Annotated in this window: 16 protein-coding genes; 9 read left to right on the top strand and 7 right to left on the bottom strand. The window is 55.0% G+C overall.

The window, feature by feature from the left end:
- Positions 1 to 141 precede the first annotated feature (141 nt).
- On the top strand, positions 142 to 816 hold the full coding sequence (locus ACSBQS_RS20500) for an acyl-homoserine-lactone synthase (protein WP_042783396.1): 675 nt from the start codon (positions 142 to 144) through the stop codon (positions 814 to 816).
- On the opposite strand, the gene ACSBQS_RS20495 is transcribed toward ACSBQS_RS20500, so the two are convergent.
- Both ACSBQS_RS20495 and ACSBQS_RS20490 read right to left on the bottom strand, forming a co-directional pair.
- Positions 763 to 1,509 (bottom strand): helix-turn-helix transcriptional regulator, encoded by a 747-nt coding sequence (locus ACSBQS_RS20495; protein ID WP_033645125.1) that lies wholly within the window; start codon positions 1,507 to 1,509, stop codon positions 763 to 765. The genes ACSBQS_RS20500 and ACSBQS_RS20495 overlap by 54 nt on opposite strands.
- 592 nt (positions 1,510 to 2,101) lie before the next feature.
- On the bottom strand, positions 2,102 to 4,090 hold the full coding sequence (locus ACSBQS_RS20490; protein ID WP_033645126.1) for an autotransporter domain-containing esterase: 1,989 nt from the start codon (positions 4,088 to 4,090) through the stop codon (positions 2,102 to 2,104).
- A gap of 197 nt (positions 4,091 to 4,287) precedes the next feature.
- On the opposite strand from ACSBQS_RS20490, the gene ACSBQS_RS20485 reads away from it, so the two are divergent.
- The 8 genes from ACSBQS_RS20485 (at position 4,288) to ghrB (ending at position 11,723) form a co-directional block, all read left to right on the top strand.
- Positions 4,288 to 4,854: a DNA-3-methyladenine glycosylase I gene (locus ACSBQS_RS20485; protein WP_042783395.1), complete on the top strand. Its 567-nt coding sequence runs from the start codon at positions 4,288 to 4,290 to the stop codon at positions 4,852 to 4,854.
- A complete protein-coding gene (locus ACSBQS_RS20480; RefSeq protein WP_434991335.1) occupies positions 4,851 to 5,303 on the top strand; it encodes an N-acetyltransferase in 453 nt (150 codons plus the stop codon). Before ACSBQS_RS20485 ends, ACSBQS_RS20480 begins: the two co-directional genes overlap by 4 nt.
- A 248-nt stretch (positions 5,304 to 5,551) precedes the next feature.
- Positions 5,552 to 6,214: an OmpA family lipoprotein gene (locus ACSBQS_RS20475; RefSeq protein ID WP_108680009.1), complete on the top strand. Its 663-nt coding sequence runs from the start codon at positions 5,552 to 5,554 to the stop codon at positions 6,212 to 6,214.
- A 124-nt stretch (positions 6,215 to 6,338) separates the two neighbouring features.
- Complete coding sequence (locus tag ACSBQS_RS20470; protein ID WP_004933951.1) at positions 6,339 to 7,373, top strand: LacI family DNA-binding transcriptional regulator; 1,035 nt, start codon at positions 6,339 to 6,341, stop codon at positions 7,371 to 7,373.
- A gap of 165 nt (positions 7,374 to 7,538) precedes the next feature.
- Complete coding sequence (locus ACSBQS_RS20465) at positions 7,539 to 8,291, top strand: sugar phosphate isomerase/epimerase family protein (protein ID WP_103101711.1); 753 nt, start codon at positions 7,539 to 7,541, stop codon at positions 8,289 to 8,291.
- A gap of 7 nt (positions 8,292 to 8,298) precedes the next feature.
- Positions 8,299 to 9,264 carry a sugar kinase gene (locus ACSBQS_RS20460; protein ID WP_147881026.1) on the top strand — a complete coding sequence of 322 codons (966 nt, stop codon included), beginning with the start codon at positions 8,299 to 8,301 and terminating at the stop codon, positions 9,262 to 9,264.
- Positions 9,265 to 9,403: 139 nt separating this feature from the next.
- Positions 9,404 to 10,672: an MFS transporter gene (locus ACSBQS_RS20455; RefSeq protein ID WP_033645131.1), complete on the top strand. Its 1,269-nt coding sequence runs from the start codon at positions 9,404 to 9,406 to the stop codon at positions 10,670 to 10,672.
- Positions 10,673 to 10,745: 73 nt separating this feature from the next.
- Positions 10,746 to 11,723, top strand: coding sequence for a glyoxylate/hydroxypyruvate reductase GhrB (ghrB, locus tag ACSBQS_RS20450; RefSeq protein WP_033645132.1), 978 nt, complete (start codon positions 10,746 to 10,748; stop codon positions 11,721 to 11,723).
- Positions 11,724 to 11,790: 67 nt separating this feature from the next.
- Here ghrB and ACSBQS_RS20445 read toward each other — a convergent pair whose 3' ends face one another.
- From ACSBQS_RS20445 to ACSBQS_RS20425, 5 genes are all read right to left on the bottom strand, one after another.
- Positions 11,791 to 12,741 carry a hypothetical protein gene (locus ACSBQS_RS20445; protein WP_033652314.1) on the bottom strand — a complete coding sequence of 317 codons (951 nt, stop codon included), beginning with the start codon at positions 12,739 to 12,741 and terminating at the stop codon, positions 11,791 to 11,793.
- The gene (locus ACSBQS_RS20440; RefSeq protein ID WP_033652315.1) at positions 12,731 to 13,993 is read right to left on the bottom strand and encodes an ATP-grasp domain-containing protein; all 1,263 of its coding nucleotides are present in this window, start codon (positions 13,991 to 13,993) and stop codon (positions 12,731 to 12,733) included. Before ACSBQS_RS20440 ends, ACSBQS_RS20445 begins: the two co-directional genes overlap by 11 nt.
- Before the next feature lie 103 nt (positions 13,994 to 14,096).
- On the bottom strand, positions 14,097 to 15,035 hold the full coding sequence (locus ACSBQS_RS20435) for a phosphotransferase (protein ID WP_080273428.1): 939 nt from the start codon (positions 15,033 to 15,035) through the stop codon (positions 14,097 to 14,099).
- Between the two features lie 5 nt (positions 15,036 to 15,040).
- On the bottom strand, positions 15,041 to 16,180 hold the full coding sequence (locus ACSBQS_RS20430; RefSeq protein WP_047025990.1) for a trans-sulfuration enzyme family protein: 1,140 nt from the start codon (positions 16,178 to 16,180) through the stop codon (positions 15,041 to 15,043).
- A gap of 79 nt (positions 16,181 to 16,259) precedes the next feature.
- Positions 16,260 to 17,039, bottom strand: coding sequence for a 2OG-Fe dioxygenase family protein (locus ACSBQS_RS20425; protein WP_033645137.1), 780 nt, complete (start codon positions 17,037 to 17,039; stop codon positions 16,260 to 16,262).
- Positions 17,040 to 18,025: the final 986 nt, after the last annotated feature.

Below are 18,025 nucleotides of genomic sequence, written 5' to 3'. Positions count from 1 at the left end.
TCAGTGTTATATATTTACTTTATTCTCACCGACGCGGCATCGACTGAAATTTACTTGCCATAGTGACTCTGGTAGTATAACAAGAACAAATAACAGCCGCAGCTAAAAAGCCATTTAAGTCGCTTAGGAAAAAGATTGAAAATGATAGAGCTCTTTGACGTAGACTATAATTTGCTGCCAGATAACAGATCGAAAGAACTATTCTCTTTAAGAAAAAAAACGTTTAAAGACCGTTTAGACTGGCTCGTTAATTGCGAAAATAACATGGAGTTTGACGAATACGACAACCGTCACGCCACCTATATTTTCGGTACCTACCAAGATCACGTCATTTGCAGCTTGCGATTTATCGAAACGAAATACCCAAACATGATCAGCGATGGCGTATTCGACAATTACTTTAACGATATAAAACTCCCCGAAGGGAATTACGTTGAAGCCAGCAGATTATTTATAGACAAGGCGCGCATTCAAGCACTTCAACTCCATCAAGCGCCAATTAGCACCATGCTTTTCCTGTCGATGATAAACTATGCAAGAAGCTGCGGCTACGAAGGCATATACGCCATTATCAGTCACCCGATGCGCATTATTTTCCAACGCTCCGGCTGGCATATCTCGGTGGTAAAAACCGGATGCTCCGAAAAGAATAAAAATATTTATCTGATCTATCTGCCGATAGACGATGCCAACCGGAACAGATTGCTGGCGCGCATCAACCAACACGCCACAAAGTGGGATAACCCGTTGGATTCCTGGCCATTATCCTTCCGAGTCAGCGAGAAGCGGCCGGATGAGCTGCAGCTCCACACCTAACCTGATGGCATGTTTGGCATTGGTGACGCCAAGCTTTTTGACGGCGTTGCCGATGTGATATTTTACGGTGGTGAGTTTTATTCCCAGGATAAGGGCAATTTCTTGATAGGATTTACCTAAGCTCGCCCAGTAGATGATCTCATTTTCACGCTTGGAGAAAAACTCCCGCTGGTTCATTTTTTCAAAGTCAGCCGGCGTGCTCATTTCCTGGTAGAGCGCCGTCATTTTTCCGTGCATGGTAATCAGCAGCATTTGAATTTCGGCCTTATTATTGTCAATCTGCTGTTCAACATCCGCATCACAATGCTTATCCAACATAATGGATAACACCACCAGATTATGATGATGATCGTGCAAGACGAAAGTATACCCATTAATAATATTGTAGTTCTTGGCCATATCAAAAATCTTTGGCAATTTTAATCCTGCGCCAATTTCCAAATCTTTATCCCAGGTAAACGGGGTGATTCTATGCGATGCGGTAATCAAAACGGGATCAATAAACTGATAGTTATTTTTGATATAAAACTCGAACCACTCCGTCCTATTGGAAATGATTGAAAAGCTAGTCGGATTTCTTTTATTCATTATAGCATAGGCATATTTTATATTATTGTATTTGCTCAGCCCGCGTTCCAACTCTTCTTTTATAGAGGCATTAATGGTTTCATTATTGAAAAAAAAGTTAGACACTCACCAATCCTCTTCAAGAAATAACATCACTATAAAACTGAGAAGAGTATAACCCGGTTGCGCCGCCAAGTAAATTAAACCGACAGGCATAATAGGAAGCGTTAATAATCAACAGGCGTTTTAAAGAGTCAATTAAAATAATTTCGGAGGGGAAATTAATTTAATCGAGAAATAAGCGCGTCGCTGAAGAAGGGGCGGCAGAGGGCATTATCCGGCAAAGAAACACAAAGAAAACAAAATCATAACAACTCGGCATCATGACATGCATCTGACAAAAGCGTTCTGTCGCGTTGAAGATGAGAGGGGGCCAGACAGGCAGGCGAAAACGCCCCGCATCCGATGATGAAGGGAAAAAGCCATTGACAGTGAAGATTTGGATATACAATAATAACCAAAATTTTCCCTGGTGTTGGCCAAGTGGCTACCTGATCCTTTATAGGATCAGTTTTTTTTTGTAGCGCTGTATTTTATCGTTATGCAATAACGATAAGAACTTTCAGCGATAAATGATAGTTGTACTAAAGTACAGTCTCATCCGCCCACATCGCCTCGCCATCTCGCCGTCACAGGCTCTATCCTCTCCCGAGAGTTCTCAGAAGCGCGCGCTGACGCCGACGTTATACATAAACTGCTCGCCGCTGCTCAGGCCGCCGGTTTGCGAGACGGTGGCGAAGGCCGACACTCTGTCCGTCAACGGCATGTTGGCCCCCAGCGTGACATCCACCCAGTTTTTGTCCTGACCCGCACTGTCGCGAGTAAATGAGGTTTGCGTCGATTTCAGGCCGCCGCCGGCGCGGTAGACGTCATCGCCGAACTGATGCTGATAACTCACTTCCGCATAGGGGTTAAACACGCCGAATTGCGTATCCAACCGCCAGCCCAACGCGCCGATCTGCGAATGATAGGTTTGATCGTTGAAGCGCATGGCGGTGCTGTCATCACCGTCTTCGCTGTAGCCGGACACATGACTGTAATCCCAGGCGAACTGCGCCACCGGCCCGGTGGTGAGGTAAGCAGCGATAGGGAAGTCATAGCCGGCGGTCACGCGCGCGCCCCACTGCTTGCCGGAGGTCGAACCGGTTTCGGTGCGCGTCAGCGGCCCCAACCGCATGCTGCGACGGATGTCGTCATAATCCATCGTCGCATAGTGCAGATCGGCATTGACCCACCCCTGTTCGAATATGGCCAGCGAACTGAAGGCCGACAGCAGCACCCCACGCGCCTTGTAGTCATAGCGGCTGGAAGGATGCTGATCGTCGTTGGAACCGGCGATCAACGCACCGATCAACCAGCTGTCGGTCAGCTGATAGTCCACGCCGACGGTCAGGTTGTGGGTGGTGGCGTTGCCATCTCCCGCCGCCCGGTTATCGGCATAGTCATAGTGCTGGCCTGCGTAGCCGCCGAACACGCCCAGCGAGCCCTGCGGATTGTCGCCGTTGCGCAGCTGCTGGAAACGGCTGTCGAGCGTGGCGCGGCTGTCACGCGCCATCGCCGCCGTCGCCTGATTCAGCGCCACCACCTGCGCCGGGCCATCCAACACCGCCTGGATATAATCCGCAATCAGCAGGTGCGCCTGCGGGCTGGGGTGGAAATGGTCGGAGAACAGATAGGACTGGCCGGCGTCGAAGCCGGGCATGTCGGAACGGCAAACCGCCGAGGAAACGCCCGCCGGACAAGCCATGCCGGCCGTGTTGGCGAAGCCGAACTGCGCCGGATTGGCGATCGCTTCGGCGAACAGCTTGTTCACGTCCACCCGCACGATATTGCCGCCCCCCTGCGCCAGCAAACGGTCTTCGCTTTGATTATAGAAATCGGTCAGCTGAGCGGCCTGCGCGCTCAGGCTGTCATACGCCGCCACAAGCTGGGCGGCGATCGCCTGCTGCACCTGAGGGATCGCGCTGCCCTGCTTCGCCGCGGCGGCCAACGCCGCGTGGATCGCCTGCGTGCGCGAAGCGTTGTCCGGGGTTGCCACCGAATTGAGCGTGGCATAGGCCGCCTGAATCGCCGCCCCCTGTACCGGCGGCAGCGCCTGCTGAATAATCAGCTCCATCAGCTGCGGCGTGGAGCCGATGTTCGGCACCGTCGGCACGATCACCGTGCCGGCGCCGGCGTTCAGCAGCGAATGCACCTGCGCGGCGGCGGCCGCGGCGCTGTTATAGGCCACGCCGGGCGCGGTAGCGGCGTTCAGCGCCGCCGCCGCCAAATCGTTACCGCCGATCCAGTGAATATACAAACCGTCGCCATCGGCCTGGCCGTTAACCCGATTCAGGTAGCGCTGCACCTGATCCTGAGTGTTGTCGACCGGGTTCAAGCCCGGCACCGCCACGGCGCCGCCGGCGGCGTAGTTTTCACCGCCGTTGTCCGAGGCCACCAGCGCCGCGCCGATGCGTTGCGCCAACGCTTCGTCGTACAGCAGGTGCTGACTGCCGTCATAGGTGAACCGGCCGTTGTTGCCGGTATCACTCAGGCTGTCGCCAAAGACGTAGAGTTGGTCATACGCCTGAACCGGAAGGGTCACACTGCAAAGTAACGCCACTGCAAGCGCCGCCGGGCGGGGCATGCATGTTATTTTTAGAGGCATGAATCGACTCCTGAGAGCCTGCAAATGAAGGCAATGTCGTTTTTATCGTTGGCCGGTTTTCCACCGGCCATGTAGTAACTATTGTCGGCTTTTTCGTCACGTCAAGCGGGGCTGCGGACAAAACAATCAGAGGCTTGCCAAGTTCACCGCTTCGAGCGATGATTACTGTTCATAAATACAGCATAAGGACATTCAGGATGGCAGACGAACGTTGCGGTTGGGTGACGGCCGATCCGTTGTATCTCGAGTATCACGACAAGGAATGGGGCACGCCCACCACCGACGCGCGCGAGCTGTTTGAAATGCTGTGTCTGGAGGGACAACAGGCCGGTCTTTCCTGGATCACCGTGCTGAAAAAGCGCGAGAACTACCGCCGCGCCTTCCATGATTTCGATCCGCAGCGGGTCGCCGCCATGACCGAACAAGACGTGGAAAGGCTGCTGCAAGACAGCGGCATCATCCGTCACCGCGGCAAGATAGAAGCCATCATCACCAACGCCAAAGCCTATCTGGCGATGGAGGCGGCCGGCGAGAATTTCGTCACCTTCATATGGGACTTCGTCGGCGGCCGGCCCCAGCTCAACCGCTGGCAGGCGCTGAACCAGGTTCCGGCCAAAACCGAGCAGTCAGACGCCATGTCCAAGGCGTTGAAAAAGCGCGGCTTCAAGTTTATCGGCTCCACCATCTGTTACGCCTTCATGCAGGCCAGCGGGCTGGTGAACGATCATCTCACGGGGTGCATGTGCTACCCAAAGCCACGGTGATCCGCCCCTGTGGCCCGGCGGATATTGACCGGCTGATGGCGCTCTGGCTGCCCAGCACCATCGCCGCCCATCCGTTCGTGGCGGAAAAATACTGGCGTGAAAGCGCCGCACTGGTGCGGGAAAATTACCTGCCGCGCGCGCAGAGCTGGGCCTGCTGGCATGAAAACGAGATCGTCGGCTTTATCAGCGTGCTGGACGAACAGTTCATCGGCGCGCTGTTTGTCGATCGGGCGTATCACGGCCGCGGCGTAGCCCGGGCGCTGATGACGCACGTGCAGCAGCGCTACCGCCGGCTCACCCTGGAGGTTTATCAGCAAAACCTGCGCGCCTGCGCGTTTTACCACAAGCACGGTTTTCAGGTGACGCAGCGCCTGTTTAACGACGAAACCCAGGCCTATACGCTGATCATGAACTGGCCGGCAATCGAGAATTCAACCGGTTACGGTTAAAAAAGGCGCATTCGCGCCCTGGCGGCGCGCAATTAGGAATCCGCTGCATGGCGCCGCCCGGCGTTTTGTCGCATAACTCCCCCAGCACTTACCCGCGCTCATCATTTGTCACGTTTTTCTCCGGAACTGCCGGCGAGCCAACGCGTCATAGTAGCGCGGTGATGCGGGCCCCACCTGCGTCGCCTACTTTTTTGCGCCCCCGTGTTGGGCCGGCGCGTACAGATATTGATGCCATTAAGGACAAGAACATGAAAAAACGCATTGTAATTATTGCCGGCGCAGTGAGCGTCGCGCTCACGCTGTCGGCCTGTACCACCAACCCTTACACCGGCGAATCCGAAGTCGGCAAGTCCGGCATCGGCGCGGGCCTCGGGGCCGCACTGGGCGCCGGCGTCGGCGTACTGTCCTCTTCCAAGAAAGATCGCGGCAAGGGCGCGCTGATCGGCGCGGCGGCCGGTGCGGCGCTCGGCGGCGGCGCTGGCTATTACATGGACGTGCAGGAAGCCAAACTGCGCGACAAGATGAAAGGCACCGGCGTCAGCGTCACCCGTCAGGGCGACAACATCGTGCTGAACATGCCGAACAACGTGACCTTCGACAGCAGCAGCGCCACGCTGAAACCGGCGGGCGCCAATACCCTGACCGGCGTCGCCATGGTGCTGAAAGAGTATCCGAAAACCGCAGTCAACGTCATCGGCTACACCGACAGCACCGGTTCCCGTTCGCTCAACATGAACCTGTCGCAGCAGCGCGCCGATGGCGTAGCCAGCGCGCTGATCACCCAGGGCGTGGCGGCGAACCGTATCCGCACCGCCGGTGCCGGCCCGGACAACCCGATCGCGTCCAACAGCACCGCGGAAGGCAAGGCGCAAAACCGCCGCGTCGAGATCACCCTCAGCCCGCTGCAATAATCCCGCGCGGGGCGCCACCGGCGCCCCGCCGCTTCCCTGCGATTTTCTCCTTATCCTTCAACATTCCCGCCCGCACGCCGGGTATGGTAGTCTCCTTGGCAATTAACCGCAGGAGGGATCGGCTGTGAGCACTGTCAAGGCAACGCGCGCCTCAGGACGCGCCACCATCAGCGATGTAGCGAGCATCGCCAAAACCGGCAAGACCAGCGTGTCACGCTATCTGAATGGTGAACAGCACCTGCTTTCCGACGATCTCAAACAGCGCATCGAACAGGCGATCCAGCAGCTCGACTACCGCCCAAGCCAGATGGCGCGCAGCCTGAAGGGCGGCCAAACGCGCCTGATCGGCCTGATCCTCGCCGATATCACCAACCCCTATTCGGTGGACGTGATGCGCGGCATCGAGGCCGCCTGCCGCCAACACGGCTTTACCCTGCTGGTGTGCAACACCAACAACGAAGTCAATCAGGAACAGCACTACCTGCAGCTGCTCAGCAGTTACCGGGTGGAAGGCATCGTGGTCAACGCGGTCGGCATGCGCGAGGAAGCGTTATCCACACTGCAACAGTCGATGCTGCCGATGGTGCTGATCGACCGCAAAATCCCCGACTTCGCCTGCGACGTAGTGGGCCTGAACAACCGCGAAGCCGCCACCGTCGCCACCGAGCACCTGCTGCAACAAGGCTTCGAAGCGATCCTGTTCCTCAGCGAACCGCTCGGTACGGTCAATACCCGCCTGGAACGCCTGCACGCCTTCAGGCATACCATGGCGCAGCACCCTGCGCTGCTGGCGGAGCAGGCCGAAACGCCGCTCAACGATCGGCAAAAACTGGAACAGGTGCTGAGCGATTTCAGCGGCCGTCATCGCGGCATGCGCAAGGCGGTGATCTCCGCCAACGGCGCCCTGACGCTGCAGGTGGCGCGCGCCATGCGCCGGCTCGGCATCCAGTGGGGCAACGACATCGGCCTGCTGGGCTTCGACGAGCTGGAGTGGGCGGAACTGGCGGGCGTCGGCATCACCACGCTGAAACAACCCACCTACCAAATGGGGCACGCGGCGCTGGAGCGGCTGGTGCAGCGTATTCAGGGTCTGGCCGCCCCCAGCGGCGAGCAGATGTTCTCCGGCGAGCTGATCGTCCGCGGCTCCACCACCCGCTAACCCGCCTTCTCCGGGGCCTTAACCGCCCCGCCTTCATCGGCTGTTTTTTGCTCAGCTTCGTGATTGCGATCATATTTTTACACTCTGTCGCTTTCTACTGGAACCGGTTCCATTTAACGTACCGGTAACAGCAGCGGCGGCGACAATGCCGCCTCAGGAGTCAAAATGAAAACAGAAATCATCGTGGTCACCGGCGCCTACGGCGCCGATACCGTCAAACAACAGGGCGGCCAGCGCGCGCTGTTGCCCATCATCGCCGGCGCGGGCGCCGACGGGGTGGAGATCCGCCGCGAACTGTTCGCCGCCGGCGAACTGGACAGCCTGCCTGCGCTGGCCCAGGAGATAGAACGCCAGCAGCTGTTCGCCGTCTATTCCGCCCCTGAGGCGCTGTTCACTCCGCAACATACGCTGAATCCCAACCTGCCGGCGCTGCTGGCGGAAGCGCAGGCGCTGAACGCGCGCCAGCTGAAGCTCTCCCTCGGCCATTTCCGCCCCGGCTTCGATTTTACCGAGTTGAAAGTGGCGCTGGAGCAACATCCGGTCAAACTGGTGGTCGAGAACGACCAAACGCCGGACTGCGGCATTTTGTCGATGCTGAACGCCTTTTTCCATGCAGCGGAAGATAGCCACCTGCCGGTCAGCATGACCTTCGATATGGCCAACTGGCTGTGGGTGGGGCAAGACGCCTTCGCCGCCGCCGAGCGCCTGGCCCGCCACGTGGGTTACGTGCACGTCAAGGCCGCGACGCAAGGCCCGCGCGGCTGGCGCGCCATTGCGCTGGACGAGACCGACGGCAGCTGGCGCGATCTGCTGGCCCGCCTGCCGCACGATGCGCCGCGCGGCATCGAATTCCCGTTGCAGGGTGATGACCTGGAAGCCGTCACCCGCCATTACGTCAATATTTTGCGTGCGGAGTAACCCCATGATGACAACGTTAACGGCAACGACGGCGCAGCAGGCGCCCCTGGATGTGGTCACGCTGGGTGAAGCCATGGCGATGTTCGTGGCGGCGCAGACCGGCGATTTGGCGGAGGTGGAAACCTTCACCAAACGCATCGCCGGCGCCGAACTGAACGTGGCGATCGGCCTGGCCCGTCTGGGCATGAACGTCGGCTGGGTCAGCCGCGTCGGCAACGACTCGTTTGGCCGCTTCACCCTGCAGCAGCTGAAAAAAGAAGGCATCAACTACCGGCAGGTGACGGTCGACGGCCACTATCCGACCGGTTTTCAGGTGAAATCCAAGACTACCGATGGTACCGATCCCAGCGTGGAATATTTCCGTAAAGGCTCGGCGGCCAGCCGCCTGTCAGTCGCCGATTTCAACCGCGAGTATTTCGGTTCCGCGCGCCACCTGCACCTGAGCGGTGTGGCGGCGGCGCTGTCCGGCGAATCGCTGGCGCTGTGCCACCATGCGGCGCGCGAGATGCGCGCCATGGGCAAAACCATTTCGTTCGATCCCAATCTACGCCCGGTGCTGTGGCCCAGCCGCGAGGTGATGATCGAGCAGCTGAACCAGCTGGCGTTCGCCGCCGACTGGGTGCTGCCGGGGTTGAAAGAGGGACAGATCCTCACCGGCCAGTCGACGCCGGAAGGCATCGCCGATTTCTATCTGGAGCGCGGCGTGCAGGCGGTGATCATCAAAACCGGCCCGGACGGCGCCTGGTTTAAAACCGCCGCCGGCAATAAAGCGGCGGTGGCCGCGGTCAAGGTCGACAACGTGGTGGATACCGTAGGGGCGGGTGACGGCTTTGCCGTCGGCACCCTCAGCGCCCTGCTGGAAGGCAAAACGCTGGTACAGGCGGTGCAACGCGGCAACAAAATCGGCTCGCTGGCGATCCAGGCCATCGGCGACAGCGAAGGCTTGCCGACCCGCGCGGCGCTGGCCGAATAACAATAAAAAAACGACTTCTCCCCATGACGTCAGCCTCTGGCCCTACAACCGGGACGCGTCGGGAGAGCATCTGCCCCTTCGTCTTTCATGCCCAACGGGCTGGGCGAAGGGGATGCAACACCACTGAAGGATACTGAACATGAACAAAGCGACTGTCGCGGCCAAACGCTGGTGGTACATCATGCCCATCGTGTTTATCACCTACAGCCTGGCCTATCTCGATCGCGCCAACTTCAGCTTCGCCTCCGCCGCCGGCATCAATGAGGATCTCGGCATCACCAAGGGCATGGCCTCGCTGCTGGGTGCGCTGTTTTTCCTCGGTTATTTCTTCTTCCAAATTCCCGGCGCCATCTACGCCGAGCGCCGCAGCGTCAAAAAACTGATCTTCTGGTGCCTGATCCTGTGGGGCGGCTGCGCCTCGCTGACCGGCGTGGTGAGCAATATCCCGATGCTGGCCGCCATCCGCTTTATCCTCGGCGTGGTGGAAGCGGCGGTGATGCCGGCAATGCTGATTTACATCAGCAACTGGTTCACCAAATCGGAGCGTTCACGCGCCAATACCTTCCTGATCCTCGGCAACCCGGTGACGGTGCTGTGGATGTCGGTGGTGTCCGGTTACCTGATCCACGCCTTCGGCTGGCGCGAAATGTTCATCATCGAGGGCATTCCGGCGGTCATCTGGGCGTTCTGCTGGTGGGTGCTGGCGAAAGACAAACCGGCGCAGGCTGGCTGGTTGAGCGCCGATGAGAAACAGGCGCTGCAACAGCAGCTGGACGAAGAACAGAAAGGCATCAAGGCCGTACGCAACTACGGCGAAGCCTTCCGTTCGCGCAACGTGATCCTGCTGTGCGTGCAGTACTTCGCCTGGAGCATCGGCGTATACGGCTTCGTGCTGTGGCTGCCTTCCATCCTGCGCAGCGGCATGCAGATGGGCATGGTGGAAGCCGGCTGGCTGTCGGCGGTGCCTTACCTGGCGGCGACCATCGCCATGATCGTGGTCTCCTGGGCGTCGGACAAAATGCAAAACCGCAAGCTGTTTGTCTGGCCGCTGCTGCTGATCGGCGCGCTGGCGTTCTTCGGCTCTTACGCCGTCGGCACCAACCATTTCTGGATCTCTTACGGCCTGCTGGTGGTCGCCGGCGCCGCGATGTACGCCCCCTACGGGCCGTTCTTCGCCATCATTCCGGAAATGCTGCCGAAAAACGTCGCCGGCGGCGCCATGGCGCTGATCAACAGCATGGGCGCGCTGGGTTCGTTCTTCGGTTCCTGGTTCGTCGGTTACCTGAACGGCGCCACCGGCAGCCCGGCGGCTTCCTACATGTTTATGGCCATCGCACTGGTGGTGGCGGTGGTGTTGACGCTGATCGTCAAGCCCGCCCGCAACGAGATCCAGCCGCAGATGGCTTGATCCGGTTATACTTTTCCTCTGTCAATCAACCCGAGGGGGCGCCATGCCCCCTTTGGCCCAGCTGGAGTTCGTGATGAAACCTTCTATCGTATTGTACAAAAGCCTGCCCGCCGACCTGCGTGAACGTCTGGAACAACACTTCACCGTACACGCGTTCAACGGCCTGCAGCCGGAGAACCGCGAGGAACTGCGCCAGGCGTTGCAGCAGGCCGAAGGGATCATCGGTTCCGGCGGCAAAATTGACGAAGCCTTCCTGCAGCAGGCGCCCAAACTGCGCGCGGCTTCGACCGTTTCCGTCGGCTACGACAACTTCGACGTCGAGGCGCTCAACGCCCATAACGTGCTGTTGATGCACACCCCGACGGTGCTGACCGAAACCGTCGCCGACACCATCATGAGTCTGGTGCTGGCGACGGCGCGCCGGGTGGTGGAAGTGGCGGAACGGGTCAAGGCCGGCGAATGGCGCGGCAGCATCGGGCCGGACTGGTTCGGCGTCGACGTGCACCACAAAACCATCGGCATCCTCGGCATGGGCCGCATCGGCCTGGCGCTGGCGCAGCGCGCGCACTTCGGCTTCGGCATGCCGGTGCTGTACAACGCCCGCCGCACGCACGAAGAGGCGGAGCAACGCTTCAACGCCCGCCGCTGCGATCTGGATACCCTGCTGGCCGAGTCGGATTTCGTTTGCATCACGCTGCCGCTGACCGAACAAACTTTCCATCTGATCGGCCGCGATCAGCTGGCGAAGATGAAGAAAAGCGGCATTCTGATCAACGCCGGCCGCGGGCCGGTGGTGGATGAGCAGGCGCTGATCGAAGCGCTGCAAAACGGCGTGATCCACGCCGCGGGGTTGGATGTGTTCGAGAAGGAACCGCTGCCGGCCGACTCGCCGCTGCTCAGCATGCCTAACGTGGTGGCGTTGCCGCACATCGGCTCCGCCACCCATGAAACGCGCTACGGCATGGCCGCCTGCGCGGTGGATAACTTGATCGCGGCATTGACCGGCACGGTGAAAGAAAACTGCGTCAACCCGCAGCTGTTGCAGAAATAACTTATCGAGGCCGGCGATCTACGGATCGCCGGCCTCGCCGCTTTTTGCGGCTATCGACAGAGTATCTTCACTCCGTCAAACTCACGGGCTTCCCCCTTATCTTGCTGACGACAAATTTGCCCACGTCGTCATTGGCGATCAGCATGACCAGCAGCAGCATCACCAACACCGCCAGTTTCATATGGCTGTAGGCTATCGACGGGTCAAAAGCCTCCAGCAACAGCGTAATGCAGGGTGAAACATTCACAATAATGTTGGTGGTCAAGGCGCTGGTGAGTTCAATACCCTTTTGCAGCATCCATAGCGGCAATATATTCCCTAATATGACGATGATCGGCAGGTACATCCAGAAGCTGGATTGCGTCGTTGCCAATACGCCTTCGCTCGGCAACATCAGCGCGCAAACGCCAATGAGCAAGGGAAATCTGAACGACTGAATATTGACGGCGTTAAACGCTTGTTTGGACAATGATTTTGCAATATAGGTGCCGACAGCCATACAGGTTGAGGTGACGAGACACACTAAGCCAAGCGCCAGAACAAATAGGGTGTTTGAATCGAAGGGGTTAAAACGCTGCCCTTTCACGGCCAATATCATCAGCACGGCGACAATAAAAGCCAGCATCACGGCTATAACGATGTTTTTTACCCCCACCGAGTTTCGATTATAAATCTCAATGAAAACAGAAATGATCGGGCTCAGTCCAAAAAGCATGGCCACCAGAATGGAGGGCTCCGTCCATTTCAACCCAACGAAAAGCCCAACCCAAGCTCCCAGCGTAGAGATATTCAATAATAGAATTAACTTCCAGGCGTTGAGGCAAGCTCGCAGCTTGACGGGGAAAAACAGCACGGAGATCACAAAGAAACCGAGCCAGGTCAAGGTGAAAGTCCAAAACAATAATACGAACAGATCGATGCTCTGCAACAAACCTGAGAGAAAAACATCTATGGCCGCACCCAGGATGCAATATCCAAGAATGTACGTTGGGCCGGACGCCTTGATTTTAGTGTTCATAGACTTCAAACATGCCCTTACTTTCAAGGCCAACGATATATTGATAGTCGGCATTGAGCTGATCGGCGCAACGGTGGCTTAACGCAATCCAGCCCGGAGAGCTGTAAACGTCCGTCGTGAGTTTTATTTCCTGATCAACATCCGGCAGATTTGATTTCTTGTAGGATGGCAAACCGGCGATGGTATCGACATGCTTAACGGCCTTGATAGTGCCAGCGCTAAAAGATATCAGCTCTTTAATTTTTAAATAGTTTAACGGTTTATATTCCTCTGCGACCGCTTCCAGGAATGCCTCGGTTGAACACACGCTCAGTACCAGTTCGTCAATCTGCGTGCGCTTCAACGCCAGGGATGACAACGCCGGAAAACCCGCGCCGTGCGGTCTGGCCCCGGTTTCAATTAGCGTCCAACCGTCTTTGGTTAAAAACAGTTCCGAGTGCGCTGCGCCAAACGTGATCCCTAAAGCATCCAGACAACTAAAGATGTAATCTTTGAGCTGAGCGTGATTCTGCGCATCGAAGGAGGTCAGTTCGGTGAACTCACAGATGGAATCGGCCCCGTTGTAACTGCCCTTGCCCATCTTCCATATCGCACAGATCTTGTGACGGCCTTGATAACTGACAGTATCGACGACGTACTCTTCCCCCTCAATAAAAGGCTGCAGAATAATGACTTCATTTTTTAAATTGAGCTGATTGCTTTTTTTGAACAAATCACCCGAATGAGCTTCAACTTCTTCAACCGTTTTGCAAACAAAAACGGAGTCCGTGCCTGCGCTGTCAACGGGTTTTAGGACCAGCTTCCGGTATTTTTTAAACAGCTCGGTCGCATATTGCGTGGCGTCTTTAAGGGTAGTTAACCGGTGCGTGGGGATATGATTGATCGCGCTATTTTTCAGGCACTCCTGCATCAGGTATTTATTCCTGCGAGAACGGCTCGTGCCGGTATCGTTACCGGGCAGGTCCAGAAGCTCAGCCAGATGATCTGCGAGTTCAATGCCTGTTTCACAGCCTGCAATCACCGCGATAACATCATACTCTTGCAATTGATTGAGGATCTCATCCCCCGTGTATTGCAAACTGATAAAGAAATCATCCCCTCTGTAGCTATTCAGCAGCTTCGCCGGGATATCTTCTCGACTTTGAATGTGCGCGCACCCGTATCCTTTTTTATTGAATTCCGGTGCCACATCATTTCCGGATGAGTAGGCGTCAACGAGGATGACGATTTTTTTCGTGTCTTTGATGTCCATGCAGCGGGTTACTCCGTACTATAATCAGGGCCGAATATTAACGTTCGATTGTCTTGGCGTCGAATTTACGCTCGACGCCCTTTTACTTTATGAAGGGAACGTGTCAGCAAATTTGTGAGAAGTCGGTGCGTTCAATACTTTTAGCCAGGCTTGTCATTTCGCGATATTTATCAGATTTATCACCACCCGGCTGATAGATTCTATACCGCCAATAACGCCAAAGAGATGTCAGGATGGCGGCGTATTCCGTATAGGTTTTCAACACCTTAATTTCGCGCGCTTCAAGCATTCTTATAGAATTATAACCCGCGATGATATGCTTCGCTTTTTCCGGCGACAGCGTCCCATTGATGCCGCAGGTGCCGACAATCGCCATGGCGATATCGAAAACGGAGTGATAAATACAGGTCAACTCAAAATCTATCATGCCGACGAACTGCTCGCCTTCAAACAGCATATTGTCGTAGAAAAGATCGGAGTGGATGACAGAGGTAGGCAAGCCGCTGATGCGTTCTACGGCAAGATGCCTGAGTCTGTCTTTGGCCCAGCGCTCATAATCCTGATCGATATTGGCATCGAGGGCATCCATGAACTTTTTCTGCTCATAGAAGACTGAGTCTGTTAAGAAATTAGGGACGGGGATCGTATGCAGTTTCGCCATGGCAACGCCGAGCTGCCTGAGCATATGCTCGTTGAAATCCCGGCGGACGGCGCCATCCATATAGGTTCTTAATAGAGAGTGCTTACCCCTTAATATAATTGAATAGCTTTCTTGCCCTTTGGGTTTGACCAGCAAGGAGGTCTCATAATCATGTGCTTCCAGCCATACCAGCGTCTTTGCCATGATCTCAACGTCATCACGGCTTTGCTCTTCAATAATGCTGAAAACACAGCGGCCGATATCCGTTTCGAGGCAGTAATTGGTATTGCCGGATCCCATCCCCAAGAAGGCGCTGCTTTTTACCGTCAGCCCATAAAGAGATTCTATGCGGTGAACTTCATCACTATTCAACGTTGAGCCTGTTTGCATTTCTAATTCCATATCATTCACTTGAGCGCTTGATGCAAATCTTCATACAAGTCATTAACGTCTTCGATGCCGACTGACATTCGTATTAATTGCCTCGTAATCCCTGATTTTTTCTGCTCCTGCTCGCTAAGACTTCTGAACGACGATGAGGCCTGATAAGGCGAGTTCAGCGTGGTCTCCAAATCTCCCAAACTGTTGGAAGGGACGATGAGATTTAACTTCTTCTGAAAACTTGTCGCGTCAAACCGCGGGGCGATTTCAAAGCTGACCATGCCGCCGAACCCCCGCATCTGTTCGCGGGCAACGCTATGATTATGATGACTCGGCAACCCCGGATAGAACACGTTCGCCACATTAGGGTGCTCATTTAAACGGCTGGCCAGTTCCATCGCGTTGCGGTTAATGGCATTCATTCGAATGGCCAACGTGCGCAAGCTTCGCTCAAGCAGATGACATGACTGCGCGTTCAGACACCCGCCAAAGTCATTCATATATTCGGCCATTGCAGCAATGGACTCTTCACTGCCGACAGCCACGCCGCCTGACACATCGCCGTGGCCGCCCAAAAACTTGGTGGCGCTGTGCAATACCAAATCGACGCCATATTCCAGAGGGTTTTGGTTGATCGGCGTCGCCACGGTGTTATCAATAATGGTGAACACCCCCCGACTCTTGGCGAATCGGGTCAATAGCTCAATGTTCAGGATTTTAAGCAATGGATTAGTCGGTGTTTCGATATATATCATTCGCGTATTCGAATTGACTAATGCGATGATGCTCTCTACTTCACAACTCTCCGAAACGCTGTATGTGATGCCTAATTTTGCAAAATGATTCTGTACAAACTTGAGCGCACCTGAATACACGCCGTTTTGTAAAACAATATGGTCACCGGCTTTTAAATGCGAAAGCATCGCCGTCGCGAAAGCCGCCATACCGGAACTGAATACCAGAGCGGCCTCACCACCGCTTTCCAATGCGCACATCTTCTCGGCAACGGCGCGCTGATTGGGTAAGTTACCATGTCTTGGATAGACATCTTCTGTCATATCAAGATGCTTGTGAGAACTCGCGGAGAATAGCGGAGAAAGAATGCCACCATGCATTTCGTCGATAATGGTTCCGCTGTGAACGGCAAGAGTTTCTTTTGCTAACACGGTTACTGCCTATTTTCGAGTATCAGGAAGTGGGGGGCATGCCTTGAATAAAGGATCCCCCCGTTCATGTGAGTCTTTATTACGATGGGTTATTTGGCACCGCGAACATCGGGGTGAAATCGATTAATATGACATCGCGGAAGCCCACCTTACCGTGCCCATCCACATGAACCGGTTTCACCTGGTGCCAGACTAGATCATCAACGATGCCGATGGAGTCCAGCGGTTTGAGCATCGCCTCATTACACAGGATGTTCGTCTTGGTGTTATCTGTAATGATGTTCTCACCGCCAGAAACACCATCACGATTGATCAAATGTATCCAGGTGCAAGGCTCGCCATCCTTATGAAGTCGATTCGGTACGGAAATCCCCGGCGCATCAACCGTCGCTTTCATTCTGATGAAGTGAATGCCGACCTCCATGGGAATCGTGGAAGCATACTCATGTAACGGGGAATTTTTAAAATCATGCAGGACAAGCGACGTGATCAGATTATTTGACAAAATTTCGTTTGGGACAGGCTGAAACTTCCTTGCCTCCTCAACGACTTCATCATTAAATCCGACATCTTGTTTGTAACTGTAGGCGTGTTCGGAAGATTGAGGAATCAAGAGATTAAAGCAAGGTAAAAGCACATATTTACTGTGCTGCCGATAGCGCCCCGCATTTTCACCGTAGGGATCCAGAGCAAGCGTATCGAAATGCCGCTGAATAATACTTAAGTCTGATTTTTGCGCATCGGTAAGGTTAAAGTCATCCGAAGCCAATTTGCAATACCCTACATCTGTCATCATGGGGTATGCGCTCACACGGCACTCAAGTGTGTTCTCAAACTCTTTAATGTTACCACGAATCATCGTGCAATCTTCCTTTTTACTCTGATTGGAATAACGACATATTGATGTTCACCGCAATGCTCATGAACATTGAACAGCAAATGCTTCCCTGTTTTTCAAGTGAAGTAATTCATCTCACAAATAAAAGAGCTTGATTATTTATTCTTTAAACTTCCTGCACGCTAAAAAGTGCGAAAGAGAATTTTATAAATTTCTTTTCCACTTATTTATCGAAACCAGACTTGCGCTGTTTTTCATTGCTACCTGACCTCATCTCACTTGTGCGCGGTGAGCGAAAGTCTACGCTGCATACGGGTTTTCAAATGACGCCAGGTAAATCGGCGCGAAACCTTTATCCTCCAACCCTACCCGCCTAATGGGCTGCGATGCCTGGCGATGCGCATCTGCCGGACACAGAGCGCCCTACCCTGGCGTTACGCCGCTGAATACTATTTGCGGCTCCCTCGCGGGTAGTATGATTAGTGTTTTTTATACAAAATAGCCAATTTTCAGCAACGGCAACGTACATGCCCCATGCCGGCCAGCAGGAGACACCGCTCATCAAACCGATTACTCTGTAGATAGACAGGGACGAAACTGGCAATCAACCCATGGTCAGGCAAGTAAAATCGCCTTGAAAGCCGTGCTTTTGGCATGGCTTCATCCACGCTACCGCACTACTCATCCCTTTCCGAGCATTAGTTTAGACAATCTTTATTGTTAAGCTAAATTTAACGGATGCGGAAGTTACTCGATATGGTTATAAATTGCCATAGTGTTAATGAAATGCAGCGAAAAAGTGTGATCTGGGTCGGGACCGCAAAACCTGTGCCAACCCTAAGATCGCGTGGCTGAAAGGTTGAGGCGATAATGATGTGGGCCGGCGAACGGTCATAATAATCCAGCGTAATATGCTGCTAATCGAACGCAGGGCAAAACTTGTGCCCACCGGTCGATTTGTCAGCCGCATTGCAGCGGGGTTTATCTGGCGGTATGGTGGGTGATTA

Origin of the sequence: Serratia sp. H402Y, assembly GCF_051172415.1 — a bacterium.
GTDB lineage: Bacteria > Pseudomonadota > Gammaproteobacteria > Enterobacterales > Enterobacteriaceae > Serratia > Serratia ureilytica.
This window is presented reverse-complemented; position numbering and strand designations above follow the sequence as displayed.

Bases quoted from the DNA above. Each gene is read 5' to 3' on its own strand.
- ACSBQS_RS20500 (WP_042783396.1), top strand. From the start codon at position 142: ATGATAGAGCTCTTTGACGTAGACTATAATTTGCTGCCAGATAACAGA.
- ACSBQS_RS20490 (WP_033645126.1), bottom strand. From the start codon at position 4,090: ATGCCTCTAAAAATAACATGCATGCCCCGCCCGGCGGCGCTTGCAGTG.
- ACSBQS_RS20485 (WP_042783395.1), top strand. From the start codon at position 4,288: ATGGCAGACGAACGTTGCGGTTGGGTGACGGCCGATCCGTTGTATCTC.
- ACSBQS_RS20475 (WP_108680009.1), top strand. From the start codon at position 5,552: ATGAAAAAACGCATTGTAATTATTGCCGGCGCAGTGAGCGTCGCGCTC.
- ACSBQS_RS20465 (WP_103101711.1), top strand. From the start codon at position 7,539: ATGAAAACAGAAATCATCGTGGTCACCGGCGCCTACGGCGCCGATACC.
- ACSBQS_RS20460 (WP_147881026.1), top strand. From the start codon at position 8,299: ATGACAACGTTAACGGCAACGACGGCGCAGCAGGCGCCCCTGGATGTG.
- ACSBQS_RS20455 (WP_033645131.1), top strand. From the start codon at position 9,404: ATGAACAAAGCGACTGTCGCGGCCAAACGCTGGTGGTACATCATGCCC.
- ghrB (WP_033645132.1), top strand. From the start codon at position 10,746: ATGAAACCTTCTATCGTATTGTACAAAAGCCTGCCCGCCGACCTGCGT.
- ACSBQS_RS20445 (WP_033652314.1), bottom strand. From the start codon at position 12,741: ATGAACACTAAAATCAAGGCGTCCGGCCCAACGTACATTCTTGGATAT.
- ACSBQS_RS20440 (WP_033652315.1), bottom strand. From the start codon at position 13,993: ATGGACATCAAAGACACGAAAAAAATCGTCATCCTCGTTGACGCCTAC.
- ACSBQS_RS20435 (WP_080273428.1), bottom strand. From the start codon at position 15,035: ATGGAATTAGAAATGCAAACAGGCTCAACGTTGAATAGTGATGAAGTT.
- ACSBQS_RS20425 (WP_033645137.1), bottom strand. From the start codon at position 17,039: ATGATTCGTGGTAACATTAAAGAGTTTGAGAACACACTTGAGTGCCGT.